The sequence below is a fragment of the Streptomyces sp. NPDC091209 genome, from assembly GCF_044757755.1.
GTDB lineage: Bacteria > Actinomycetota > Actinomycetes > Streptomycetales > Streptomycetaceae > Streptomyces.
In genome coordinates, this window is sequence record NZ_JBIVVR010000018.1 from 144,027 (window position 1) to 167,408 (window position 23,382).

Below are 23,382 nucleotides of genomic sequence, written 5' to 3' on the forward strand. Positions count from 1 at the left end.
CGCACTGACCTGCGCAGTTGCCGGGTTCAACACAAAGGACCGCACGACATGGCACGACCCGTACGCTCTCTCACCGCGCTTGCCGGTTCTGTCGGCCTGGCGGCTCTCGTTGTGGTCCTTCCCGGTTCCGCCGACGCCGCGGACGCGACGCCCGCTGTCACCATCGACAGTGTGACGTCCGATTACGACGCCTCGGGTGCCGAGAACCCCGACCGGACGGTGACGGGGACCGCTGACGTGACGTTCACCGTGCACGCCGCCGATACGGGCGCCGAGCCCTACGCCGCCGTGGTGAGCATTTCCGGGTACGGCGCGGGAACGGGTGAGGTCAGCCGGCGGTTCGATCTCGCCCCCGGTGACTGTCTGCCGTCGTGCACGCTCCATGCCGCTCTCGACACCGCCGCGACCAAGCCTTTTCCGGGCGCCGAAACGATCGCGGCACCTCTTGTCGAGGACGGCGCCAACGACATCCGCGTCGAGGTCCTGACGGCCCGTCCTTCGACCACCACGGCCACTGCCGACGTCACCGTGGACAACCACCGGCCCACGGTCGCGCTTCCCGATCTGCCGGGTGACGACGCGTGGACCCACAACAAGCCGGTGGGCCTCACCGCGGACCGTGAACTGAAGCTGCGGGCCGTCGCCCAGGACGGTGGTGGCGGTGTCTCCCGCGTGGAGTTCTTCTCCGACCACCCGGCCTGGCCCGCACCGTCCGAGCTGAGCGAGCAAGGCGACGGCACGTGGACGGGCACTGTCGACACCAGCAAGATCTACTCGACCTTGTGGATGTCCCAGTACGTGGTCGCCTTCGACAAGGAGGGCCACGCCGGCGTACCCGTCCGGGCGGAGGTCCTCGTCGACCACGGTTTCACCATCACACCGGTGATCGACTCCGTGACCCACAGCATGCCGTCCGTGATCCAACTGAACTACAAGTACCCCGGCAGCCTTGCTCAGGCGTTCCCGCGCAACCTCAACTACGCCTACCCGGTCTCCACCCGGGTCCTGCTGGACGACAAGTTCCTGGCCACGTCCCAGGTCACCGACTTCACCTACGCGGGCTACCCGGACCGCCTCTGCGCGAGTCTCGGCGACAACGGCCTCCCGTACGGCAAGCACACGCTCACCTTCGACGTCACCGACAACCGAGGTGCCCACGGCACGGCGCAGACCTCGGTGAACGTCGTCTCCGGAGTCGACGCGAGCTGGGTCGCCGGTTTCAGCGAGTTCCCGGTCGCCGGCAAGACATGGACCGTCGAGGCCACGACCACGGCCGACGACGGCGTCAGCCGCGCACAGACCTGGACGATGACCGTCGACGGGAAGACGATCAGCACCGGGTCCTACCCCGCGCGGCCGTACGGGACCTGGAAAGCGGACACGCCCGGCATCCACGAGTTCGTCCTGACCACGGTCTCGCAGTTCGGGGACACCTCCGTCACCACACAGCCGCTGCGCGTCCTCGCGGCGTCGACGACCAAGCTCAGCGGCCCCGCCCTGACGACCTACGGCGCCCAGCAGGCCCTGACCGCGACCGTGACCCAGAGCGGTGACAAGCCGGCCACCGGGGCCGCGGTCTCCCTGCAGTTCCGGCCGGAGGGCAGCACGACCTGGAGCACGGTCGCGAAGGCCACGACGGACAGCAAGGGAACCGCCCGCTTCACCACCACGGCCAAGCGCAACGGGATCTGGCGCGCGGTCACCGCCGCGAAGAACCTCACCTGGACGACCTCGACGAGCGCCACGGTGACGGGCAAGGTCAAGGCGACGCTCACCGTGAAGAGCCCGGCGACCGGCGTCCACCACGGTCAGAGCGTCACCTACCACGCCACCAGCACGCCGTACGTGTCCGGAACCACGATCCACTTCCAGATCCGGAAGAGCGACGGCACCTGGACCACCGTCACCGCCGCCAAGCTCAACTCCGACGGGTCCGCTGCCGGCAAGCTGACGTTCTCCCGCGCGGGCACCTACACCGTGCGCGCCTACCGTCCCGCAAGCACCACCCTGACCGGCTCGTACTCCACGACCTGGACTCTTCACGTCAGTTGAGCCGGTGCCGACTCCGTACCCGCAGGCACGGGTACGGGTACGGGTACGGGTACGGGTACTTATCTGGACAACCTTGAGTTGTGCGGGGGTGGGTTCCTTCGATCAGGTGTCACCCCTCTGGGGACGACGTCATCGGTTCCTTGCCGGGCGGTGCTCGGCGCCCTCGTCGGCGAAGACGCAGAGCTGGCCGATGGCCTCGCGATAGTTGTCTGGCGTGCCGTGGTGCTCCTTGCGGGGCGGTCCGTCGATCCACTGATGCCAGAGGCCGTCCGCGGTCAGGAACCGGGCTGCTTGATCGGCACGGAGCTTGGCGTCGAGGTGGAGGAGCGCGCCCATGGCGGCCGGCTGGTCGTAGTAGAGGTCGGGGCGTCGCAGGTAGCGATCGAGGTAGGCAGCCAGCAGATCCGCGTCGGCGGGAGTCGCGAACGTGGCGAAGGTGACGCAGTAGGCCGAGCCTGCGAAGCAGACCTCGCTGGCGAGCAGCATTTCGCCGAGTCGTTCGCGGAACTCGGTTCTGCGGGCGACGGCGATGAGCCAGGCGGCGGTCTTGCGTTCGCGCCACGTGCCTTCGAGCAGGATGGTCAGTTCGCGGGGCGTGATATCGCCGGCGGCCTCGCCGAGCTCCCGTGTGAACTTCGTGCGTTCAGGCTCGGGCATGCGCGTGAGAGGGCCGCCGAGTTTGAGGTAGCGCCGGTCTGGCGTGACGTAACGGTGGACAAGAACGAGCAACTCGGGGTCCTCGTTGGGGTAGCGCATAGCCGCATCCTGTCCTGGGCGAAACCGTTCGACCAGTGTTTTTCTCAGTCGCGCTGGTCAGTCGGCCCGGCTCGTCGTGTGGTTCGCCGAGGTCGTCCGGCGCAGCCCGCCGCGGGTGCTGGACATGCTCTCGGGCCGCAGCACCAGGGCGCGTTGATGTTGCCGGAGTAGGCGCGGCGGCGGAAGGTGCTGAGGTTTCCCTCGGTGGCGAGCCTGTTCCGACAGGTCAGTTGTTGACCTCTTCCGACAAATTCATTGAAACCTTGTTTCTGTTGCACGTCTAATTATCTCCAGGTGGACAGAAGGTCCTCCTTAAAGGATTACTCCTCGAGGAGGATGACTCCCGTGCAGGTCACCACTATGTTCAAGAAGTCCCTTGCCGCGACGGCGGCGGTCGCTGTTATCGGTGGCATCCCGGTGCTGACCGCCACGTCGGCCAGTGCGGACCCGAGCTGTATCACCAGCGCGAACGCCACGGTCAACACCGCCAGGCAGAAGGTGACGGTCAAGGTCACCAGCAACCCCTGCAGCCGCCAGGTTCGCGCCTGGGCCGAATGCATGAATGAGAGCGGTGGCACTTTCCAGAAGACCAGCGGATACATATCCGGCACGGGAAGCGTTACCGTCGACTGCGGATTCGCCTACGTCAACCGGAAGGGGCATGAGGTGAATGTTCCCGGCCAGGGTTGGACCCGATACGTTTACTGAATCCGGTATGAAAGTGCCTCTGCCTGCCGGTAGAGGCACTTTTGTATTTTCTCTATTCGTGATGGATTCGGGAGTGTTCCACGAGTCCCGTCGCGGCCGGTTGAACGGCAGCCCTGGAGAGCGCCGTGGCGGCGCGGCGCAGTGAGCCCACGCAGTGTGGGAGCGTGCTGCGGAGAGCCTCTGCCGGCGCTGTCACACTCAGCGACCCGACGGGCACGCCGAATCTGAGAATCGGGGCGGCGAGCATCCGGGTCCCCGCCGCGGGGCCCGCTGACGCGACCCAACCGCGGGTCCGGATCCCTTGACGCTCTTCTCGGTCCATGTGGGGAAGGGTCAGATGGGCCAGGATCGCGTGTCCCGCGGCGTCGGCGTCCAAAGGATGAGTGCTGCCCAGTTCCCCATCGAACAGGGGCGGATCTGCCGCTTCCGACCGCCGGGCGACACACATCTGCATCGGCACGTCGGTCAGGACCGCCACGTGAAGGCGTGCCGTGTGTCCGGACTCCCGGCTGAGCGCGGCGAGGAACCGCCGGCTCACGCCCGAGACAGGCAGGGCCTGGTACGCCAGGACGGTCCAGTCCTCCGGCTCTTCGGCGAGCGCGTAGTGCCCGTGGCTGGGCTGCCGGATGAATCCGTACCGTAAGCCCGACAGGATGTGGCGCTGGACGGTGGAACGGCTGAGTGCGGTCCGGCCGACGATGGCGCGCAGCGCATGCGGGCCGTCGCCCAGCTCGCGTATCGCCCCGAGTACCTGGAAGGTCCGGTCCGAGACGCGCTCGCCTTCCTTGCCCGCGTGACGTGGATCAGGCACGGCTTCCTCCCTGGGTCGTGCGAGAAGTGACGTCCGGGGAAGCTACGTGATCATTCTGTCCGACCTTGGCATCACTTCGACAGAGACCTGACACCGAAGCCGCAGGGGTGCTCCGTAGCGTCTGTTGTGCCTGGTCAGGAGATCAGGGACAACAAACTTGATTCAGGAGTCAGTTGTGCACGCGACGACGACCATACGCAGCGGACATCAGCTGTCGGAGACCGACGCCCGGAAGATGTGGACACTCGCCTTGAGCACGGCGGCTCGCAAGGCGGAGAACGTTGCCGACTTAAGTGACCTGCTGCTCAACATGCCGTCAGAGCTGCGATCCGAGCTGATCGACTTCTCTGCCGGCGCCTCCACGCAGGGTTTCTTCCTCATCCGGGGTCTGCCGGTGGGAGAGCTCCCCGCCACCCCGCTGGAGCACCGTGCCGGCGAGCTTGCCGAGCACGGCTCGGCCGGGCTGCTCACTCTGGTGGCGGACCTGCTGGGCACCCTGGTCGGTTATGAGGACGAAAAGGACGGGACCCTGATCCACGAGGTCCATCCTGTTCCCGGGGAGGAGCATCGCATCGAGAACAGCGGATCCGTAGCCTTCGACTTCCACACCGAGAACGTTCACCACCCGCTGCGTCCCGACTTCTTGGGTCTGCTGTGCCTCCGTCAGGACCACGAAGGGGTTGCGGCCACCCGCGTCGCGTCGGTCCGTGAGGCGTACGCTCTGCTGACTGACGGGCAGCGAGACGTTCTGCGCACCCCCGTGTTCAAGAGTGCCTACCCGACGTCGTTCTCACGCAACATCGCTGGGCCTCGCCCGTCGTCGGGCCTTCACCCCGTGCTGTTCGGCCAGGAGCCGGACCTGTTCATGCGCTTCAACTCCCACACCACGACCAGCGACGACGCCGTGGCCTCCAGTGCTCTGCGGGCCCTGTCGGAAGCGTTGGAAGAGGTGTGCCACGAGGTCGTGCTCGCACCCGGGGACCTGGTCGTCGTGGACAACCACATTGCGGCTCATGGCCGGTCCGCGTTCACTCCGCGCTTCGACGGCACCGACCGGTGGCTGCGCCGGTGCTACTCCCTGCGGTCCACTCCGCGCTGGGCCGAGCGCATGATGCCCCGCCCCCGGGTCCTGCCCGCGCTCATGAAGATCACTGGAGTGCTGTGAGCCTCGCCCTCATCAACGCAACGTCTTCGACCGGCTGGTCACGCACCACAGGAAGGGCCTGATGGACGCCGTAGGAATAACCGGGCTGCTCGTCGCCGCGACAACTGCCGGTTGGGTGGACGCCGTGGTCGGGGGCGGAGGGCTCGTGCTCATCCCGGCGCTGCTGATGGCCTTTCCGACGCTTCCGCCCTCCACAGCGCTCGGCACGAACAAGCTCACGGCCATCACCGGCACCACCGTGGCGGCCATCACCTTCGCCCGCCGAACGAAACTGGACCGGTCGGTCGCGCTGCCGGCCGCGGCCCTGGCCGTGCCCTCAGCCGGGTTCGGGGCACTTTCGGCCTCGAGCCTGCCGGCCGACTGGTTCCGTCCGGTGATCATGGCGCTGCTGATCTCCGTGGCCGTGTTCGTCACCCTCCGCCCGAACTTCGGCTCGGTCATCGAGGACGCGGACGCCATCAGCAGGCGCCGCCAGCTCATGGTGGTGGCGTTCGCCGGTTGCGGGATCGGCTTCTACGACGGGGTCTTCGGTCCCGGCACCGGCACATTTCTGATCATGACCTTCACCAGTCTGCTGTCGCTCGAGTTCCTCCAGAGCTCGGCGCTCGCCAAGGTCGTCAACGTCGGAACGAACCTGGGCGCACTCACTGTCTTCGCGGCCCAGGGACAGGTGCTCTGGCTCCTGGGCGCGGGGATGGCCCTTTGCAACATCGCCGGAGCCACACTGGGCGCGCGGACCGCCTTGAAACGCGGATCCGGTTTCGTCCGTATCGTCCTGCTGGTCGTCGTGACCGGCATGGTCGTGAAGCTCGCGTTCGACCAGTTCCGGTGATGCCGTGATCGAGCTCCCGAGAATCCACGACCCGCTGGGGAGAGGGCTGCCCAACAGCGCCGACATCTCCGCTGCGTACGACCCTGACCAGCTGCGTGCCGAGATCGGCGGACTCTCGGCGTGGGGTGCTGCGCCGCTGGCTGCTGTCCAGGGCCGCCGCGTGCTTGCCCTGCACAGCCTCGGAGGGGACCCGAACCGCACCGACACCGGAGGACCGAGCCTTCAGGACTACACGGCGACACCTTGGCTGCGGCGGCTGCCGGCCTTGTGGAAGGTCCTCCGATCGTTGCCGGCACCACTGCGATCCGTACGCCTCATAGCCCTCTCGCCCGGTGCCCGGTTCACAGGCCTGCAGTCCGCGAAGTGCGGTCCGCCGTGGGGGCTGTGCCGGTTGCACCTGCCCATCGTCAGCAACCATGGCGCGCGGGCCGTCTTCGTCGAGGACAGCCACCGTTGGACCCCCGGCACCATGTCGTTCGCCGCTTCCTGGCGCCAGCACGTCCTGGTCAATGACGAGGGTGAAGAGCTGGTCCACCTCGTCATCGACCTCTACCACACCGAGGAACTGGCCAAGCTGTTCCCCCAACGCCTCCGGGCCAGACTGACAGCCCCCGCGTCGCTGGAACTACGCCCAAGGGTCGCGCTCGTCCCGGACGAGGTACGGCGCTACGCGTGCCGTTTCCCGCTCCCCGAATCCTTTGCGAACTGGGAACAGCCAGGGCACTTCCTTCCGCGCAACGCCCTGCGCGATGTCGTCACGGCGGAGATCGCGATGAGCAGCGGCACACCCCAGCTCCTCCTGGCCGGACGGCCCTTCTGCGCTCTGGAGCACCTGGGCCAAGGCGAGTTCCGGATGCGAGGCTGGAGCGACGAACGCACCCTGCAGGTCCAGGCGGGCCCCCGCCAGGGGACGACCGTGGTGATCTGCGCCCGGGATGGCTCCAACACCTATTCCACCTGCCTGCCGGCAATGTCGGTCGCCTGACCGATGTCAGTCGACTGCCCAGCCAGACCCGCAAGGGCCGCGGTGAAGCGCTCCCTCCGAGAAGCGGCACCCATCCGACGGCACAACTCCTCACCCTCGGTCAGCAGTACGAAGGCCTTGGTCCGATGGCCCTCCGCCACGTGCGCGGCCGCCAGGCTCAGCAGCACCTCGACCTGCAGCAACGGATCCTGGATGCTGCGCGCGAGATCCAGAGCCTGCCCCAAACGCTCCTGTGCCTGCGCGATCCTGCGTCGTCGTACGTCGACCGTGCCCTGCCCCAGCAGAGCTGCGCAACGGCCGCTGAGATCGCCGAGCCGACTGGTCGCCCGGAGACTGGTCTCGTACGCCGCTGCCGCCTGATCGAGTTCACCGCGGGCCAGCCGGAGATCTGCCTGAGCGAGGTGAACCTGCGCCGCGCTGCGCCCTTCGAACGACTCGGCCATCCGCACCGCGACGCGCAGGGAACCCTCCGCCTCCTCGTCCCTGCCCAGTTCCAGGAGGGTCTGCGACATCCACCGGTGCACCTGTATCTGCGCCTCCAGGTCTGCCGCCTCCCGAAGGATCGGCAGACATTCCCGCCAACGCTCCAGGGCCATCGTGGTCCGCCCCTGGATGCGGTCCGCGCACGCGGCCTTGCGCAGGGCGAGTGCGTACCCATGCCGGTCACCGACCTCCAGGAACAGCTCCCGGGAGCGCTCCAACAGCGGGAGTGCCCGCTCGTAGAGCCGCCGCGTCAGGTTGAGATCGCCCAGCCCCAGCAGCAGGGCGGCCTCTCCCCGCTTGTTGCCCTGCCGCTGCACTGTCGCGAGAGCGACCTCGTGGGTGTGCTGCCAGTCGTCGAAGTGGAAACGTATGCTGAACAGGCATCTTGACGTGGCAGCCATGTCCCAGGCGATCTCGTCCTCGTCGTGCTCCGCGGCCTGGGCGCACAAGGCGGTGATGGTCGACCGGTCCGCCTCGTACCAGTCGAGCGGGTCACCGGCCGCCAGCTGGATCACGTCCTCGGATACGGAGGGCCGCGAGCCAAGGCTGTGAACCACGGTGAAGTCCCCGCCGCACACCTCACGGTGCGCCAGATCCGCCAGGGCCAGGGTGGTCGCGGCCACACGCTGCCGGGCGGCCGCCCGCTCAACGCCGGGCTCCGTCTCGGAGAGGCACTCCGAGGCGAACAGCCGCACGAGATCATGCATCCGGTAGCGAGCTCGGGGGCTCCCCATGGGAGTGACGACGTCTACGAGACGAGCGTCCAGCAGCTCCTCCAGAAGGTCCTCCGCCTCCAGGACGGACAGACTCAGCAGGGGTGCGCAGACCCATTCGGCGAAGTCCGGCGCCGCCAGGAGTGCCAACCTGCGAAAGAGTTGGCGCGCCTGCGGACTGAGTCCTTGATGGGAGAGCTCGAGGCTGCTTCGTACCTCCAGTCCTTCGTGCGCGAGCTCGTCGAGCCGACGTCGCTCGTCCACAAGCCGGGAGGCGGCCTTGCGCAGAGACCAATGCGGCTTGGAGGCCAGCTTCGCCCCGACGATCCGCACGGCCAGCGGCAGGCGGCCGCAGTACTCGACGAGCTTGCGAGCCACGTCGGGCTCCGCCTCGACACGCTCCTCCCCCACCAATTGGCACAGCAGCATGTGGGCCTGATCCCGGCCCAGGACATCCAGCTCAAGCACATGCGCGTTCGGCACGGTCGTGAGCCGGGTCCTGCTGGTGACAAGGACGCCGCACGTGTCCGTTCCGGGGAGGAGCGGCCGTATCTGTCGGACGTCGCCGGCGTTGTCCAGGACCAGCAGCATCCGCCGGCCCGCGACCAGGCTGCGAAAGAGCGCCGCGCGTTCGTCCAGGGAATCGGGTATCGCCGCGCCCGACAGCCCGAGCTCGCGCAGGAAGCGGGCCAGGGCCTCCTCGGCCGACACCGGATCACTGTCCATGCCGCGGAGGTTGACGTACAGCTGCCCGTCGTTGAACGTCTGACGCAGCTGATGTGCCGTGTGGACAGCAAGAACGGTCTTCCCCGTGCCTCCCGGACCCACGATCACCGCGACCGGAACGGTTCCGCTTCCGGGCGCGATCGCCGATTGCAGGGTGTCGATCTCTTCCCTGCGGCCCACGAACTCGGCCAGATCGCCTGGAAGTTGGCAGGGCGGACCGTATGGATTGGTGAAGGAACCGGCATGTGACACCGAGGTCCGCTCGCGCGAGGTCCTCTTCGTGGCAGGAGTGTTTGCAGTTCCCTGCAGCATGCTCTTGTGCATCCGCTGCAAGTCTTCGCCCGGTGAAACGCCCAGCTCCTCACGCAGCAGTTCTGCTGTGGCTCGGTACATCTGGAGCGCGTCGGCCTGTCGGCCGGACCGGAAGAGCGCCAGCATGAGTTGCGCGCGCGGCCGCTCGAGAAGCGGATACTGCTCGACGAATACCGACAGCTCCGTGACCACATCCTCGTTGAGCCCCAGACCGAGCTGGACATCGGCGCAGTGCTCGCGCAGGGCGATGTACTCCTCCTCCAGCCGACGGATCTCAGGCTGCCAGGCACGGCAGTCCATCCCGGAGAGAACCCCACCGCGCCACAGCCCCAGCGCCGACTTCAGCTGGGACAGAGCCCGCCTGGGATCGTCCGCTTCGCTGGACGCGCGCGCCTCTTCCTGCAGGTCACGGAAGACCATCGCGTCGATGCGCACCCCGGCCCCCACCATCAGCTGGTAGCCCGGCCGCCGAGTGACAAGGAGTTCCGGTGACACTCCACCCTGCCTGAACATACGGCGCAGCATGGAGACGCAGGCGGCTAACTGATTGGCTGGATCCGATGGAAGATTGTCCTCCCAAAGGCTCTCTGCCAAGTGCCGAGTGGAAACCGTCTTTCCGGGACTCAGCAGGAGCGTCCCCAGGACTGTCCTGAGCCGTGGCGCAGATATGTCCAACAGCTGCCCGTCGACTCGGATCTCAAGTGGCCCGAGAAGGCCTAACTCCAACAGGCTGCCCCCCGATGGCACCCTAGACAGCACATCGCCCCCCAGCGAATTGTATGCAAGTGGAATGATCGATCAAACGAATATCACGCTATCAGCGGGTCCGCCACACTTTGTGATCTTGGCATCACATCTATGACCTGGGGAATTGACCGTATCTGGCCATGCGCCCGGGGCCGGAGGTCGAAGACTTCCCGCCGATCGGTACTGTCGAGAGGAAGAGTCCCTGCCGCACCCCCCTTCACTCCACAGCGCGAACCGGGCCACAGGCCGCGACGGGTCTTTCGCCACCCGCTGCGCCTCGTGCGGCTGCGCCTGGACGTGATCGTGGAGGACGTGCCGCGGTTCGGGGCGGGCCCTGCGGCGGCCGCCGGCTGTGGCAGGAGCGGGGCCCTGGCCCGTCTGTGTCTGTGTCTGTGTCAGGAGGCGGTGCGTCTGACCGGATCTGGTGCATGATCGCTTCTTCGGTGAATTCGCTCCGCCGGCAAAGTGAGGCGCCTTCGCCAAGGTCGTGCCGACGGCAATCCACCCGGTGTCTCCGGGCGGTGATCAAGAACCCGGGGGCCGTCACCTCGCTGCCGATCGCGGATGGGGATCCGCGATGGCTACAAGCGCGAGCTCTCTCCGCACTGGAAGGACGATGACAAGAACGGCTGTACGGCCCGCAACGACGTGCCGACCGCCGAGGCGATCGAGGCCCCGACCGTTGCCGGCGTGCGAGGAGCCGACGGAGCGGGAACCGGGGGCGCGGGTTCTGCGCGAGAGCTGGGCCCCTGCGACACGGAGGGCCGCCGGCTGTTCACCGCGGAGACGATCGAGTTGCCCCGCTGACAGGCCGCCACGCGGAAAGCGAGCGCCAGGACGCATGCTCAGGCGGAGGCGAAAGTCTCCTCGGGGACGTCGTCGAGGACGAATCCGTTGTCGAGCCGGACGCGGACCGTGACGCGGAGCACCTGTCGCTGGTAGGCGAGCCACTGCTCTTCCAAAGCCCCCACCTGCTCCTTCAGTTGCTTTCTGCTCGCCGCCGGCATCTGGTGGCCGAAGTCGTCGAGGAGCGACTTGAGGCGCAGATACTCACGGACCTCGTGACTCTGCTGCCGGTGATGCTCGTCCACACGCTCGACGGTGCCCTCGATGCCTGCTGCCAGGGACAGAGAGGCGGCGAAGGCACCCGTCTCCTCCGGGGGCTCCCCGGTCGGGGTCACCGACCCGGCCAACCAGAGATCCGCCGCCAGCCGCACCCGTTGGCCCACGTTCAGCGTCATCGATCCTTCGTCTTCCTCGTCGGTCACCGGCGATACGGTAGACGTGGCATCGCCACGCGTACCGGAGAGGACACGATCATCCCACCCTCACCTCCGGTCCCGACGCGATCGAAGCCCTCGCCGACCCTCGTCTGCGCAACAGCCGGCCGCACGACGGGTGAACAGGAGCCCGACGACGGCCTGTTGGACGGTGGCGGGTACGGCCTGGAGAACGTTGACGGTAAAGTGGAGCGGGTGTCGGCCGCTCCACCATCTGGCCCCCAGTTGCCGACGCTGCAGCTCACGCCGCATGCCGCTCAGCTCGTGAAGGTGAAGTACTTCCACGCGCCGTACGTCGTCGAGTTCACGGTGTCGCCCGACGAGGAGTTGACGTACGAGGAGCGGACGCGCATCCGCCAGCCCGTCGCGTGCTTGCCGGTCAGCTCCACCTTGGACACGCCCGCGGAGCTCAGCGTGAAGTACTGCGAACCGTTGGCGTACCAGGTGCCGTTGTCGTAGACCTGGAACTCGAGGCGCTGCTTGCGGCCCGGGTAGGCCGTCATCGTGTTGGTGAACAGCGGGTTCTTGGTCTTCTTGAAGTAGTAGTAGGTGTGGCCCCCCGTGTATGACGTCTTGTAGTGCCCGCTCACCGACGTCGACACCTTGACCTCGGCGCCGACCGTGCCGGTCACCGTCGCCGGTGCGTAGCGGGCGTCGCCCAGGAACTTCGCGGTGAGCTTGGTGTCCCGCTTCAGATCCAGAACGACGGACAGGTTCCCGCTGGAGTTGACGGTGCCGGACTTCACCAGCGTGGTCGGCTTGTCCGAGCCGAAGGGGTCGGCCCAGATCTCCACCTTGCGGTTCTTGTACGTCGTGCCGAGGTGCGCGGTGAACGTCACGTCGGCGCCGTACGAGTAGACCTTGCCGTTGTTGTTCAGCGTCAGGGTCGTCTTGGCGCGCGAGACCTCAACAGTGTCGGAGCCGGTGCCGGATACGTGGTCGGCGTCGCCGGCGTACTTCAGCGTGTACGTGACCTTGCCGCCCGCGGGCGGAGTGTCCACGAAGGAGTAGCTGCCGTCCGCCTTGACGGTCACCGTGCTCAGCGCCTTGCCACCCGGCGACTCCAGGTCGGTGCGCATCACCGTCAGCTTGATGCCGGCGGGCAGCGCGACCTTGGAGGAGACCTTCCCCTTGACGGTGAGCTGCTTGGCGCGGGTCGCGGTGGCCGGGGCGTCCACGGTGATCGAGGTGGTCGGCGTGGTGGGCGCTTCCAGGACCCGCAGGGAGTACGCCCCGGAGTAGTTGGAGGTCACCGCGAACAGGCGGGAGCCGTCCGGCGCCCAGGCCAGGCCTGCGGCGGCAAGTTCGTCGGCGCCGGTGACGCTCGGGTCGGTGTCCGGGAAGTCGTACTCGCGGACGGAGGTGGTGCCGCCCGGCTTGTAGACGTAGACGTCGGGTTCGTACGCCCCGGAGATGCCCGCCGCGACCGCGCCGTTCGGGGCGATGGCGACCGCGTTCGGGTAGGCGTCGCTGGCGTAGGAGCCGTCCGCGGTGAGGTCGGACGTCCGGAACACCTGGTGGTGGTAGGGCGAGCCGCTGGCCACGACGACGTCCTGGCCGTCCGGGGTGACCTGGAGGTCCCCGAGGCTGCTGCCGGTGCCGTTGGTGTACGCGGTGCGGGTGAGCGTGCCCGAGGAGACGTCGTAGGAGGCCAGGCTCACCGGGCTCTGCCCGATCGCGCCCGCGATCAGGGTGCCGGAGCCGGGTGCGGCGTCCAGCATCGGGGCGAGGTACCAGAGGATGCCCTCCTGGGCGAGGGTGACCACGGGCTGCTCGCCGGAAACGTCGACCGAGCCGATGTTGCCCTCGCCGGCCGCGCCGTAGCCGAACCACAGCTTGCCGCCCGCCAGGGCGACGCTCAGCGGGTTGTCGCCCACCGTGTAACGGGCGGTCTCGGTGCCGGTCGCGGTGTCGAACGCGACGATCACGTCGGCGTCCCGGACGGCGGCGTAGAGCGTGCCGGAGTCGGCGGACAGCTCCAGGCCCACGACACCCGGCAGGTTGGTCAGCTGACGGACCATCTTCCCGGCGTAGTCGGTGACGACGATCTTGCCGTTGCTCGGGTCGCTGACGAAGACCCGCTGGTGGACGCCGTCCACCACGATGTCGGCGGTCTGCTTCACCGGCAGGCTCGCGACGGTGTCCGCGACCGCCGGCGGGGCGGTGAGGACCGCCGAGCTGAAGAGGACCGCCAGTGTCGTGGCGGCCGTGAGGGTGCGCATACGCACAGCTGGTTCGAACCCCCCGGAACGAATGAGGACGCCGACGCGCCCCGCCATGTGTGGGAACTGTGGCGCGTATGTGGCCGGTGAGCGAACAGTAGGTCATGCCACTGGCACAGTCGGCACAGGGGCCCCGTCCGTCTCATTTACGCTCTCCCGGTTCCCAACTCCCGTCCGTGATGGCGAGTTGAGGCTGGCAGGAAGGCACCCTGCCCACCTTCCGGATCACCTTCCGGATCGCCTTCGATGGCCGTCTCACCCCGAGGAACAAGTGACACCTCAACAACCAAGATCAGACGCCGAGTGCGGGACGGCGGAAGCCATGTCGGCCTGCGGCGACACCCGGAGCCACCGCAGGCCGACACCCGACTCGATTCGGCCCGCGGTCTAACAGGTCTTGCGCACGTAGCCGCTGCTGCCCGCCGGTTTCACGTCCACGTCGCGCTGGACGATGCTCAGCGTGCCGCCCCACCCACTGCAGGCCTTCGACCTGCCGGAGTTGGTGTACTCGATCACTATCACGTTGTTTCCGAAGGCGCTGGTGTAGTCGCCGCACTCGTCGTACTGACCGCACTCCTCGGCCACGGCGAAGTCCAGACCGTTGGCGGTGTGGTTGCCTGCCAGATCGGGAGTGTTCTTCTGGGCGATGGCCAGGCCGTCCGCGTGGGCGCGGGCGGAGAGCAGCTTGATGAACGCCTGCGCGTTGCCGGCCGTCAGGCGGTTCCCGGAACGGGTGTAGCTGTCGTAGTTGTCGGGCTCGATCGCCTGGAACCCCTTGGTCTTGCAGCTGTCGATCAGGCTTCCGATCTTGCCCGCGATCCGCTGCCGCTTGCCGTCGGTGCTGACGTCGAGGAAGGCCTCGCCCCAGTCCTCGTCGTAAACGACCTTGCCGGACGAGTCGCGCAGCAGCAGGTCGGAGTCCCACTGGCTCTCGGCACCCGGCTGGGCCTGGAAGGCGTTGACGTAGCAGATGTTGTACAGGCCTGCCGCGGGGGAGGCGGTGTTGTCCCGGGTGACGACCTTGACCCCGGCCGGCGGGGTGTAGGCACCGCCGATCTGATAGTCGAAGCCGACGTGTGCGGGCGGCAGGGGCACGGCTGCGGCCTGCGCGGAGGTCGCCGGGGCGACCAGAGCACCGACCAGCGCTGCCGCGCCGATGACGGTGCCCGTGAGTGTGCGGGAAGGGGGGCTGAAACGGCTCATGTGGATGAGCTCCCAGGGGGAGAGGGCACGTCCCCGCCTCGGACGCGTAAGAACGTCCTGGCGACTCGGGCCGGGCTCGCGGCGCGAGGCCTGCATACCGGCTGGGCGTGTCTCTGAACACGGAGCAGGGCTCCGGTGCTGTCCCGGAGTAAAGCGACTGCCCGTAAGGATGTCAACGCTGGAACTACTCACCGACCGGATCAGCGTCGATCTGCCTGATCGTCCGTCCAGGGCGCGACCGGTACAGCACGACCGCGTCCGCCTTGAACTCCGGCGGGTAGTGCTTCATGACCCCGAGATGTCTGTTCTCAGATCCTGAGGCTCCGATGTCTCGTGTGTCCAAGATCAGGAGTCAAGGCCCATCCTGGTCTTGATGTCGTTCTGGCCGTGCCCCATGTGTGCGGCAGGCTCCGCAGGTAGCGGGGCAGTCAGGTCTCCACCGACGAGGAATCGCCGGGGACAGGGGATTCGGATGGCCCGGAGACGGCCCGCTGCCGTTTCCTCAGCCGCGGATGCGTGCGCTCCCACTCCGTGAGTGCCGTCTCGACCAGGACGAAGATCGCCCCACAGATCGCGAAGACACGCTTCCAACCCTGTTCGGTGATCGTCGCCACGCTGAAGTAGATGAACAGCGCCAGGTTGACGATCCGGATCCCCCACGCCGGTCCGAAAAGACACTTCGCCCCACGAAACAGCGGGCTGATGATCCAGTACACGTGCCGATCCCCAACTCGGTAGTTACGCCAGCGCCGTTGCCGACTTGCCCGTAACGCGCCGATCGTGAGTCCCCCTGGTTCTGAGGTCTGGTCGCATCCTTAGCAGGGCGAGCGTGGATCATCATCGCCAGGGGCCGCGCCTTGCTCTCCCTCGGCCGGCCCACTGTCGACGTCGGCTGTTGCCCTGTGCGGTTCGTGCCTGTTGGCGGCAGCCAGTGATGTCAGGAGTCGGGCTGCCCTTGATGTCGGCCCGCCAAGGATCTGAAGCACCGCACCGAGCACGACGAGAACGAAGGCTACGGCGGCGAGGTCCGCGCCCACTGCATAGGACCACTCGACCAGCCTCGGCAATCCGTCCAAGGCAATACCGGCACCGACCAGGATGAAGCCCCAACCAGCCTTCTGGGGATGCCTGTACTGCGCTCTATGGCGACCGCTCAAGGCCAACATTCCCAGGGATGCCATCACGCATCCGCAGGCCAGCATGATCCACGAAGTCATGGCACCCCTCCACCGGGAGGTTACCCCGCAGGCGTTCGAGCCTCAGTGGGGCCATGAAGTTCCCGACCGCCGGGCGCGGGAGGAGCACGTCCGTCATGGGCGTTGCAGGGCTGCCTGTGGTCGGCCCTGGCAACCCGCAGAGAGTGTGCCAAGACCCCGCCCTGAAGTGGAGGCCTCGTTGCGAACTATGGGTGGGACGGTCGCTGAGGTCTGCCCAGCGTGTCAGAGGGTTGCTTGGGGCCGATGATGATCGGGGACGGTGGCGGTGGTTGCCGTACTTCCTGCTGTACAGCACCCGGCCTGACCCGATGCCCAGACTTCGAGGCATGCAGGCTGTGCAGGCATGGATGGCTGGGAGCGCTCCGGCCGATCATGTGACTACTTCGAGCGAAGGTCGTTGATCGGCCATGGGAGCGGCCACCTGCGGCGCACTCACCCTCGGTGGTGGCGCCTGGCTCGCGGGTCAGCTGTAGCGGTGCTGGGGCGCGATCCAGATCGTTCGGAGTCGGCACTCTGAGGATGTCGAGAACGTGCCACCGGATCCGTCCCAGGGACATCAGCGGCCACCACCGGCCGCACGAGGAAGAAGAGGCAGAAGGAGAAACCAGCATGGCGATTCAGCGGATGGACAACGTCGGCATCGTCGTCGAGGACATGGATGCGGCCATCGCGTTCTTCGTGGAACTCGGTATGGAGCTGGAGGGCAGGGCGGAGGTCGAGGGCCTCTTCGCCGACCAGTGCACCGGACTTGACGGCGTCCGCTGTGACATCGCGATGGTCCGGACCCCGGACGGTCACAGCCGGCTGGAGCTGGCGAAGTACCGCAGCCCAGCGGTGATCAGTGCCGGGCCTCGCAACCGGCCCCACAACATTCTGGGCACGCACCGCGTCATGTTCGCCGTCGACGACATCGAGGACACCGTTGCCCGCCTGCGCCCTCACGGCGCCGAACTCGTCGGCGAGATCGCCCGGTTCGAGGACAGCTATCTGCTCTGCTACATCCGTGGCCCGGAGGGCATCATCGTCGGACTGGCCGAGCAACTGCGCTGAGCCGGAAGGGACCGCGGCGGGTGCCGTGCGCTGTCGTGACGTCGTGGCGAGCGGTTGGTCCTGGTGCTCTCGCGCTTGGCGGTCAGGATGGCTGGACTTGGTCGAAAAGGGCGAGGGCTTCGGCGGGGTCCGGACTCACGAGGCGTTCCAGACCGGCCGTCGTGATCTTCGCCCACCTGGTGGCCCGTACCCACATCTGTTCCTCGAAGACGCGCACGGCCTCGTCCAGATCTCCAGGACCGGCGGCAATGGACTCGGCGAGTTCGGCGCCTTCCAGCATCGCGAGGTTCGCCCCCGCCCCCAATGGGGGCATCAGATGGGCGGCGTCGCCCAGGAGCGTCACCCCGAAGACGTGGGTCCAGGTGTGGGACACGGGCAGGACGTACAGGGGGCGGTGGACGAAAGCGGTGCCGTGGCGGAGGAGGTCGAGGACGGGAGCGGCCCAGCCGTCGAAGAGAGCCAGCAGGCTCGATCGCACGGCCTCGACGTCAGCCAGGTCCAGGTTCGTGTGCCAGTCCAGCGGGGCGCGGAACTGGGCGTACACCTTGACGCGGCCGCCGGTGTTGCGCTGGGCGACGAGACTTCGGTTCACGCCGTACACGGCCACCGAACCGTCGCCGACCAGCTGGGCGAGGTCAGGGTGGCGGGTGTCCAGGTCGTCGAGGGAGGTCTCGACCGAGGTGACGCCGGTGTAGTGCGGCGTCGCGGACGAGACTGCCGGGCGAACCCGGGACCAAGCGCCGTCCGCGCCGACCACGAGGTCGAACGTCTCCCGTCGCCCGTCCGCGAAATGGACCCGTACGCCCTCCCGGGTCCCCGGCACCACCTGCGTCACACCCCGACCCCACTGGACGTCGAGGGGGCCGAGCAGCAGGTCACGGAGTTGCCCGCGATCGATCTCGGGATTGGCCCGGTCATCTGGGCGAGGGCGCCAGTCGCGCAGGACGGTCCCGTCCGTGTCCAGGATGCGCATGGCCTGTCCCTCGGGGCGAGACAGCGCCTGGAACTCCGCCAGCAGCCCCGCCTTGTCCAGCGCGAGCTGGCCCAGCCCTTCGTGCAGGTCCAGCGTGCCGCCCGGGGGGCGCGCATCGCGGGCGGGATCGCGTTCGAGGACGGCGACGGGGTGGCCATGGCGGTGCAGGACACGGGCGAACGTAAGGCCGGCAGGGCCACTGCCGACCACGGCGATGCGATGTCTCATGGCGATACACTGTATTTTTCCAATGCACTGCATGGCAACAGTACGATGTGGCCATGACTGTGTGGGACCGGCCGGAGCCGCCGACTCGCCCCGTGCCGCTCGACCGGGAGCGGATCGTCACCGCCGCCATCGCACTGGCCGACGAGGGCGGACTGGAGGCGGTGTCGCTGCGCAAGGTCGCCGCCCGTCTGAACGCCGGTCCGATGCGGCTGTACGGATACATCTCCACCAAGCAGGAACTGTTCGACCTCATGGTGGACAAGGTCCAGGCCGAGATTCTCCCCAAGGAACAGCCCGGTGACTGGCGGGAGGCGCTGAACATCCTCGCCCACCGCACCAGGCAGGCCGCTCTCCGTCACGAATGGCTGGCCGACCTGCTCGGCGGCCGCCCGGCCCTGGGCCCGAACGGCCTCGCCGTGACCGAGGCCACGCTGGCCTCCCTCGACGGCCTCGCCGACATCGACACCGTCATGCGCGCCGTGGAGACCGTCAGCGCCTACTTCACCGGCGCGATCAGGCGCGAGATCGCGAACCTGCGGGCCGAGCGCGCCACGGGCCTGTCCAAGCACGACTGGCAGCGCGCTCACGGCCCGCATGTGACGAGAATGTTGGCCACGGGCCGCTTCCCGGCGCTGGCCAAGGCGGTGCACGACGGCACGGACGTGGACGCCGAGGCATCCTTCGCGACCGGCCTGGACTGGGTCCTCGACGCCGTGGGCGCCAAACTCACCCGGCCGCCGGCGTAACGCCTTGCTCTTGCCCGGGCGTCGATCGTGGGCACGGCGCCTTCGTCCTCAGACCGCCGCGGGGCGTCCGAGCGCGTGATCGTCGGGTTCGGTCCGGCCTGGCGCACCCACCTTCTCCTGGCCCCGGCGGCTTGCTGATGGGAGCGGCAGACACATCCGATCAACCGACCAACCCATCAAAGGGACACTCCCTTGCCGGGTCCGCGGGCCCCGGGGGACGGACCCCAACTCCGAAGGTCAGTAACCCCGTTGCGGGCTACGAAGACGGCAACGGAGTGAGAAACGGACCAATCTGTTGCCACGCCGCACAAGTGCAAGATCAAGTCGCAGAGAGCGTGCGACCCGTCACCGCTGCGGGCCTGCGATGGTGACGCGACGGTCCTGTGGCCGGGTTGTCAACTTAGGCGTGTAATGGAAGGTACGCGACGCGCGCCGAATTGCAACGGCCGAAAGACCCCCCGAGGCGATCGCAGCCTGAGGACTTCTCGTGAAGCAACACACCCGAGCATTCATCGCAGCCACTGGAACGGCACTCTTCCTGTCCGGGGCCACGGCAGCGTACGCCGATGGCGGCAGCCACGGTTCGGCAGGCAGCGTACGAGCAGCGGGATCGGCGGTGAGCGCCTCGTCCTCCGCGACGGTGTCCACCAAGTCCGGTCCGCTCGGCAAGATCCTGGTCAACAACAAGGGGCACACCCTCTACCTTTTCCAGTCCGACAAGACCAATAAGTCCACCTGCAACGGAGACTGCGCCAAGGCTTGGCCGCCGCTGAAGGCACACGGAAAGCCGACCGCCGGGGGCGGCGTCAACAGCAAGCTGCTGTCGACCACCACGCGCAGCGACGGCTCGAAACAGGTCACGTACAAGGGGCACCCGCTGTACACGTTCGTCGACGACACCAAGGCCGGGCAGACCAACGGGCAAGGGCTCGACGCCTTCGGCGCCAAGTGGTACGTGGTGGGCACCGACGGCAAGGCGATCACCAAGACGGCGCCATCGTCACAGAGCGGCGGCTATTGACCGGGCCCGTCTGACACCATCCGAACCGGCCACGGTCCGACGCCTGGAGCTGCCCGCCAGCACACGGGACGCGACCGGCCCCATCCTCGCAACCTCGGCCGTTTCTCCCAGTGGGTCGCGCGAGAAGGTACCGGATAGGTACCATGCCGGTATGCCATCACTGAACGTGACCTTCACCGAGGAAGAACTGGAAGCCGTGCGCGCGTCAGCCGCAGCCGAGGGCAAGAGCCTCAAGCAGTACATGCACGACCTCGGCGTCCGCGAGATGCAGCGCAAGCAGTTCGTGGCCGGCGCCGCCTCGTGGGCGGACAAGCTGCGCGAGGAGTTCGACGAGGCGTTCCCGGACGAGATTCCCCCGTCGCAGCGCGGTGAGGGAGCCAGTGCCGCCTGATGACCCTGTACATCGATGTCCCCTGGCTCCTGGACGTGCAGGACGTCGCCCTCGGCAATGACGACGTGACGGTCACCGACTACTCGGCCCTTGTGGCGGCCATCGCGCGCCACAAGACGCGTATGCCGACCCTCGCCACGTCCAACCCCGACACCGCGTGGCGCGCGGCCGCGCTCCTGCACACCATCGTGCGCCTCGAACCGCTCCCCCACCGCAACAGCCTCTTCGCCGCCTTCATCACCGGCCAGTACATGGACCAGTCCGGGGAAGGAATCGACCCTCCCTACGGGGCTCTGTCCGACCTGATCAGAAAGGTCCGCGAGACTCGGTTGAGTATCTACGACATCGCCGACGTCCTCCGCACCTGGCAGATCTGACACCCCGCGGCTGGACTGTTCATCGCGGCGCAGTCGTCGCTGCGCCGCTCGTCGGCGAGACGGCTGCCGACGCACCGGGCCGGGCGCAAAAGCGTGCGTCGGATCGGGACGTCAGGGGGCGGTGAGGGGTGCGTCCTCGGCGGGCACGGGTTCCTCCGGGGCAGCTTCCTCAGGGACAGGTTCGCGCAAGAAGACGGAGAGCAGCATGGCGAGCACCGGCACGGTGGCGAGTACCACGAGGACGCCTCGGGGACCGTGGTGGGTGGCGATGATGCCCAGCAGCGGCATGAACAGTCCGCCGGCGCTCATCGCCAAGCCGAGAGTGACGCCGGCAGCAGTCCCGGGCCGGCTGGGCAGGTAGTCCTGGCCGAGCTTGATGAGGACGGCGAACGGGATGTTCGAGATCAGGCCGACCAACAACGCAAGTGGCAGCGCGACATATTTGTCGGCGCAGATCAGCATGAGCCACAGGGCGGGCAGCATGGCCGCGTTGCCGACCTGCACGGTGCGCACCATGCCGATGCGGTCTGCCAGCCGCCCGCCGAGCAGCGTGCCGGCCACACCGCCGCCGAGTTCAAGCGTCAGCGCAAGACCACCGAGGCCACTGCTCGCCTCCAGGTGGCGGATCCAGTACAGCGAGATGAAGGTGTTCAGTCCGGTCGAGATGGTGGACCGCACGATCTCGACGGCGGTCAGGGCCGCGAACCGGCCTGGCCTGTCCTTGCCCTGGCGCCGCACCTTCTTGACCGCCGTATCGGACGTGCGGTTCTGGTGGCGCAGGAGGATGAAGCCCATGAGGACGGCAGGCGGGATGAAGAGCGCGGTCGCGCCCATCCCGAGGTTGTCCAGGGTCGGTGTGACCAGCGCCGGGGCGACGAAGAACCCCACGCTGCCGCCCGCGGCAAAGTAGCTCATCGCGGTGGCACTGCCCCCGGCCGCACGGCGTGCGTCACGCCCCGCGGGCGGATGGAACATCGCGATTCCGACACCCGCCATCAGCAAGAGGGCGAAAACCAGCGGGTAGGAGGGCGCCAGTCCGGACATGCCCGCCCCGATACCCGCCAGGCTGACCCCCAGCGGCGACATCCATCGCAGCCGGAACCGGTCGGCGAGCAGTCCGATCGGCACCTGCGGCAACGCACTGCCGAGGGTCGCGGCGAGTGCCAGCCCCGAAGCCTGCACGTAACTGAAGTCGCGCTGCAGCACGAAGTAGGGGACCGCGGCGGGTACGAGGCCCTGGTAGAAGTCGTCGACGGCATGGGCGCCGGCCCAGATCCGCATCCGACGCCAGTGCCCGGGCGAACTACCCGCATCGCGAGGGGTACTTGTTTCCTGGATCGTTGTCACACACTCACGATGGCCAGAGGCACCCCGGGCGCGCTTCCCGTATTCTGCCTATCCATGTCGCAGATCCGCCACCAGCCCATCGCGCCGACCAGCACACGGTTCCTCGGTGGCGGCGAGACCATCGACCGGCACCGCCACGACGACCACCAGCTGATCTACGTCAGCTCCGGCGTGCTCGCGATCACCACCGAACACGGCTCCTGGATCGCCTCCAACGACCGCGCCCTGTGGGTTCCGGCGAACACCTGGCACGAACACCGCTTCTACGGCCGGAGCCGCTTCCACACCATCGGCTTCCCCGCCCAAGGCAGGACCCCCCTGCTCGACGCCGAACGCCCCACGGTCATCGCCGTCGACACTCTGGTGCGCGAATTGCTCATCGCGCTCACCAGCACCCCCCTCCCCCAGACCGAGGCCCGGCACATCGAAGCGGTGCTGCGCGACCGACTACGTCGCGTGACAGCCCAGCCCGTTGCCCTGCCCGCCGCCCGCGACCAACGACTGGCCGACGCCTGCCGCCTCGTCGAAAAGGATCTGCACCAGCCCTGCACCCTCGCCCAGCTCGCCGGCCGCGTCCACACCAGCGAGCGCACCCTCTCCCGCCTCTACCGCGACGAGTTCGGCATGACCTTCCCTCAGTGGCGGACCCGCGCCCGGATCTTCACCGCGATGGTCATGCTCGCCGAGGGCGCCACCGTCACCGACACCGCCCACGCCTGCGGATGGGCGACAACCAGCGCCTTCGTCCAAACCTTCGCCCAGACGGTAGGCATCACCCCCGGTATCTACCGCGCAGGCATGGTCAAATCTCAGGAGGAATGACGGCCAAAACGGCGAGGCGGGTCGCGGAACAACGCCCACATGGCACGGTCCCCAGGGCAGCGCGTCAGCGCATCCGACGGTCGCTGAATCAGAATCCGACTACCCGGTCCGCGAAATACACCCTGGAACGCAGAAAACCCCCGTGACCGGTTTCCCGGTACGGGGGTTTCTGTAATATTTGTTCGGCGGCGTCCTACTCTCCCACAGGGTCCCCC

At 67.6% G+C, this 23,382-nt stretch carries 21 protein-coding genes and 1 pseudogene; 12 read left to right on the forward strand and 10 right to left on the reverse strand.

Going from position 1 to position 23,382, the window contains the following annotated elements:
• Nucleotides 1–48: 48 nt before the first annotated feature.
• Complete coding sequence (locus ACIQRL_RS36825) at nt 49–2,052, forward strand: hypothetical protein (RefSeq protein ID WP_401339880.1); 2,004 nt, start codon at nt 49–51, stop codon at nt 2,050–2,052.
• Between the two features lie 129 nt (nt 2,053–2,181).
• Here the strand turns inward: ACIQRL_RS36825 and ACIQRL_RS36830 are convergent, their stop codons facing one another.
• Nucleotides 2,182–2,808, reverse strand: a complete 627-nt coding sequence (locus ACIQRL_RS36830; protein ID WP_401339883.1) for a DUF6000 family protein — start codon at nt 2,806–2,808, stop codon at nt 2,182–2,184.
• Between the two features lie 345 nt (nt 2,809–3,153).
• Here ACIQRL_RS36830 and ACIQRL_RS36835 point away from each other — a divergent pair, with 345 nt between their 5' ends.
• Nucleotides 3,154–3,516: a hypothetical protein gene (locus ACIQRL_RS36835; RefSeq protein WP_401339886.1), complete on the forward strand. Its 363-nt coding sequence runs from the start codon at nt 3,154–3,156 to the stop codon at nt 3,514–3,516.
• A 52-nt stretch (nt 3,517–3,568) separates the two neighbouring features.
• Here the strand turns inward: ACIQRL_RS36835 and ACIQRL_RS36840 are convergent, their stop codons facing one another.
• Nucleotides 3,569–4,327, reverse strand: a complete 759-nt coding sequence (locus ACIQRL_RS36840) for a hypothetical protein (protein WP_401339889.1) — start codon at nt 4,325–4,327, stop codon at nt 3,569–3,571.
• 175 nt (nt 4,328–4,502) lie between these two features.
• Here ACIQRL_RS36840 and ACIQRL_RS36845 point away from each other — a divergent pair, with 175 nt between their 5' ends.
• The 3 genes from ACIQRL_RS36845 to ACIQRL_RS36855 all read left to right on the forward strand — a co-directional run bounded on the left by ACIQRL_RS36845 (nt 4,503) and on the right by ACIQRL_RS36855 (nt 7,309).
• Nucleotides 4,503–5,492: a TauD/TfdA family dioxygenase gene (locus ACIQRL_RS36845; RefSeq protein ID WP_401339892.1), complete on the forward strand. Its 990-nt coding sequence runs from the start codon at nt 4,503–4,505 to the stop codon at nt 5,490–5,492.
• Nucleotides 5,493–5,553: 61 nt separating this feature from the next.
• Nucleotides 5,554–6,324, forward strand: a complete 771-nt coding sequence (locus tag ACIQRL_RS36850) for a TSUP family transporter (protein WP_401339895.1) — start codon at nt 5,554–5,556, stop codon at nt 6,322–6,324.
• A 4-nt stretch (nt 6,325–6,328) separates the two neighbouring features.
• Nucleotides 6,329–7,309: an aspartyl/asparaginyl beta-hydroxylase domain-containing protein gene (locus ACIQRL_RS36855; RefSeq protein ID WP_401339898.1), complete on the forward strand. Its 981-nt coding sequence runs from the start codon at nt 6,329–6,331 to the stop codon at nt 7,307–7,309.
• On the opposite strand, the gene ACIQRL_RS36860 is transcribed toward ACIQRL_RS36855, so the two are convergent.
• On the reverse strand, nt 7,273–9,978 hold the full coding sequence (locus tag ACIQRL_RS36860) for a BTAD domain-containing putative transcriptional regulator (RefSeq protein WP_401339950.1): 2,706 nt from the start codon (nt 9,976–9,978) through the stop codon (nt 7,273–7,275). The two genes, ACIQRL_RS36855 and ACIQRL_RS36860, sit on opposite strands and share 37 nt — an antisense overlap.
• A 27-nt stretch (nt 9,979–10,005) precedes the next feature.
• Nucleotides 10,006–10,302: pseudogene (locus ACIQRL_RS36865) on the reverse strand (winged helix-turn-helix domain-containing protein); the annotation flags it as partial.
• A gap of 552 nt (nt 10,303–10,854) precedes the next feature.
• Between ACIQRL_RS36865 and ACIQRL_RS36870 the strand changes: the two are divergent.
• Nucleotides 10,855–11,097, forward strand: a complete 243-nt coding sequence (locus tag ACIQRL_RS36870; RefSeq protein ID WP_401339901.1) for a hypothetical protein — start codon at nt 10,855–10,857, stop codon at nt 11,095–11,097.
• A gap of 38 nt (nt 11,098–11,135) precedes the next feature.
• Here the strand turns inward: ACIQRL_RS36870 and ACIQRL_RS36875 are convergent, their stop codons facing one another.
• The 4 genes from ACIQRL_RS36875 to ACIQRL_RS36890 all read right to left on the reverse strand — a co-directional run bounded on the left by ACIQRL_RS36875 (nt 11,136) and on the right by ACIQRL_RS36890 (nt 15,711).
• Nucleotides 11,136–11,558, reverse strand: coding sequence for a hypothetical protein (locus ACIQRL_RS36875; protein WP_401339903.1), 423 nt, complete (start codon nt 11,556–11,558; stop codon nt 11,136–11,138).
• A gap of 269 nt (nt 11,559–11,827) precedes the next feature.
• Complete coding sequence (locus ACIQRL_RS36880; RefSeq protein WP_401339906.1) at nt 11,828–13,792, reverse strand: Ig-like domain repeat protein; 1,965 nt, start codon at nt 13,790–13,792, stop codon at nt 11,828–11,830.
• Nucleotides 13,793–14,179: 387 nt separating this feature from the next.
• Nucleotides 14,180–14,995 (reverse strand): endo alpha-1,4 polygalactosaminidase, encoded by an 816-nt coding sequence (locus tag ACIQRL_RS36885; protein ID WP_401339909.1) that lies wholly within the window; start codon nt 14,993–14,995, stop codon nt 14,180–14,182.
• A 428-nt stretch (nt 14,996–15,423) separates the two neighbouring features.
• Nucleotides 15,424–15,711, reverse strand: a complete 288-nt coding sequence (locus ACIQRL_RS36890) for a hypothetical protein (protein ID WP_401339912.1) — start codon at nt 15,709–15,711, stop codon at nt 15,424–15,426.
• A gap of 1,110 nt (nt 15,712–16,821) precedes the next feature.
• Between ACIQRL_RS36890 and ACIQRL_RS36895 the strand changes: the two genes are divergently transcribed.
• Complete coding sequence (locus ACIQRL_RS36895; RefSeq protein ID WP_127357022.1) at nt 16,822–17,262, forward strand: VOC family protein; 441 nt, start codon at nt 16,822–16,824, stop codon at nt 17,260–17,262.
• Nucleotides 17,263–17,344: 82 nt separating this feature from the next.
• Here the strand turns inward: ACIQRL_RS36895 and ACIQRL_RS36900 are convergent, their stop codons facing one another.
• The gene (locus ACIQRL_RS36900; protein ID WP_401339916.1) at nt 17,345–18,463 is read right to left on the reverse strand and encodes an FAD-dependent oxidoreductase; all 1,119 of its coding nucleotides are present in this window, start codon (nt 18,461–18,463) and stop codon (nt 17,345–17,347) included.
• 53 nt (nt 18,464–18,516) lie between these two features.
• Here ACIQRL_RS36900 and ACIQRL_RS36905 point away from each other — a divergent pair, with 53 nt between their 5' ends.
• The 4 genes from ACIQRL_RS36905 to ACIQRL_RS36920 all read left to right on the forward strand — a co-directional run bounded on the left by ACIQRL_RS36905 (nt 18,517) and on the right by ACIQRL_RS36920 (nt 20,998).
• Nucleotides 18,517–19,209, forward strand: coding sequence for a TetR/AcrR family transcriptional regulator (locus ACIQRL_RS36905; RefSeq protein WP_401339919.1), 693 nt, complete (start codon nt 18,517–18,519; stop codon nt 19,207–19,209).
• Nucleotides 19,210–19,825: 616 nt separating this feature from the next.
• A complete protein-coding gene (locus ACIQRL_RS36910) occupies nt 19,826–20,230 on the forward strand; it encodes a hypothetical protein (protein ID WP_401339922.1) in 405 nt (134 codons plus the stop codon).
• Nucleotides 20,231–20,381: 151 nt separating this feature from the next.
• A complete protein-coding gene (locus tag ACIQRL_RS36915; RefSeq protein ID WP_401339925.1) occupies nt 20,382–20,621 on the forward strand; it encodes a hypothetical protein in 240 nt (79 codons plus the stop codon).
• Nucleotides 20,621–20,998 (forward strand): toxin Doc, encoded by a 378-nt coding sequence (locus ACIQRL_RS36920; protein WP_401339928.1) that lies wholly within the window; start codon nt 20,621–20,623, stop codon nt 20,996–20,998. The genes ACIQRL_RS36915 and ACIQRL_RS36920 overlap by 1 nt, the downstream gene beginning before the upstream one ends.
• 111 nt (nt 20,999–21,109) lie before the next feature.
• Here ACIQRL_RS36920 and ACIQRL_RS36925 read toward each other — a convergent pair whose 3' ends face one another.
• Nucleotides 21,110–22,279: an MFS transporter gene (locus ACIQRL_RS36925; RefSeq protein ID WP_401339931.1), complete on the reverse strand. Its 1,170-nt coding sequence runs from the start codon at nt 22,277–22,279 to the stop codon at nt 21,110–21,112.
• A 120-nt stretch (nt 22,280–22,399) separates the two neighbouring features.
• Between ACIQRL_RS36925 and ACIQRL_RS36930 the strand changes: the two genes are divergently transcribed.
• On the forward strand, nt 22,400–23,167 hold the full coding sequence (locus ACIQRL_RS36930) for an AraC family transcriptional regulator (RefSeq protein ID WP_401339934.1): 768 nt from the start codon (nt 22,400–22,402) through the stop codon (nt 23,165–23,167).
• Nucleotides 23,168–23,382 lie beyond the last annotated feature (215 nt).

Bases quoted from the DNA above. Each gene is read 5' to 3' on its own strand.
- ACIQRL_RS36825 (WP_401339880.1), top strand. From the start codon at position 49: ATGGCACGACCCGTACGCTCTCTCACCGCGCTTGCCGGTTCTGTCGGC.
- ACIQRL_RS36830 (WP_401339883.1), bottom strand. From the start codon at position 2,808: ATGCGCTACCCCAACGAGGACCCCGAGTTGCTCGTTCTTGTCCACCGT.
- ACIQRL_RS36850 (WP_401339895.1), top strand. From the start codon at position 5,554: ATGGACGCCGTAGGAATAACCGGGCTGCTCGTCGCCGCGACAACTGCC.
- ACIQRL_RS36870 (WP_401339901.1), top strand. From the start codon at position 10,855: ATGGGGATCCGCGATGGCTACAAGCGCGAGCTCTCTCCGCACTGGAAG.
- ACIQRL_RS36880 (WP_401339906.1), bottom strand. From the start codon at position 13,792: ATGCGCACCCTCACGGCCGCCACGACACTGGCGGTCCTCTTCAGCTCG.
- ACIQRL_RS36885 (WP_401339909.1), bottom strand. From the start codon at position 14,995: ATGAGCCGTTTCAGCCCCCCTTCCCGCACACTCACGGGCACCGTCATC.
- ACIQRL_RS36895 (WP_127357022.1), top strand. From the start codon at position 16,822: ATGGCGATTCAGCGGATGGACAACGTCGGCATCGTCGTCGAGGACATG.
- ACIQRL_RS36900 (WP_401339916.1), bottom strand. From the start codon at position 18,463: ATGAGACATCGCATCGCCGTGGTCGGCAGTGGCCCTGCCGGCCTTACG.
- ACIQRL_RS36905 (WP_401339919.1), top strand. From the start codon at position 18,517: ATGACTGTGTGGGACCGGCCGGAGCCGCCGACTCGCCCCGTGCCGCTC.
- ACIQRL_RS36915 (WP_401339925.1), top strand. From the start codon at position 20,382: ATGCCATCACTGAACGTGACCTTCACCGAGGAAGAACTGGAAGCCGTG.
- ACIQRL_RS36920 (WP_401339928.1), top strand. From the start codon at position 20,621: ATGACCCTGTACATCGATGTCCCCTGGCTCCTGGACGTGCAGGACGTC.
- ACIQRL_RS36925 (WP_401339931.1), bottom strand. From the start codon at position 22,279: ATGCGGATCTGGGCCGGCGCCCATGCCGTCGACGACTTCTACCAGGGC.
- ACIQRL_RS36930 (WP_401339934.1), top strand. From the start codon at position 22,400: ATGTCGCAGATCCGCCACCAGCCCATCGCGCCGACCAGCACACGGTTC.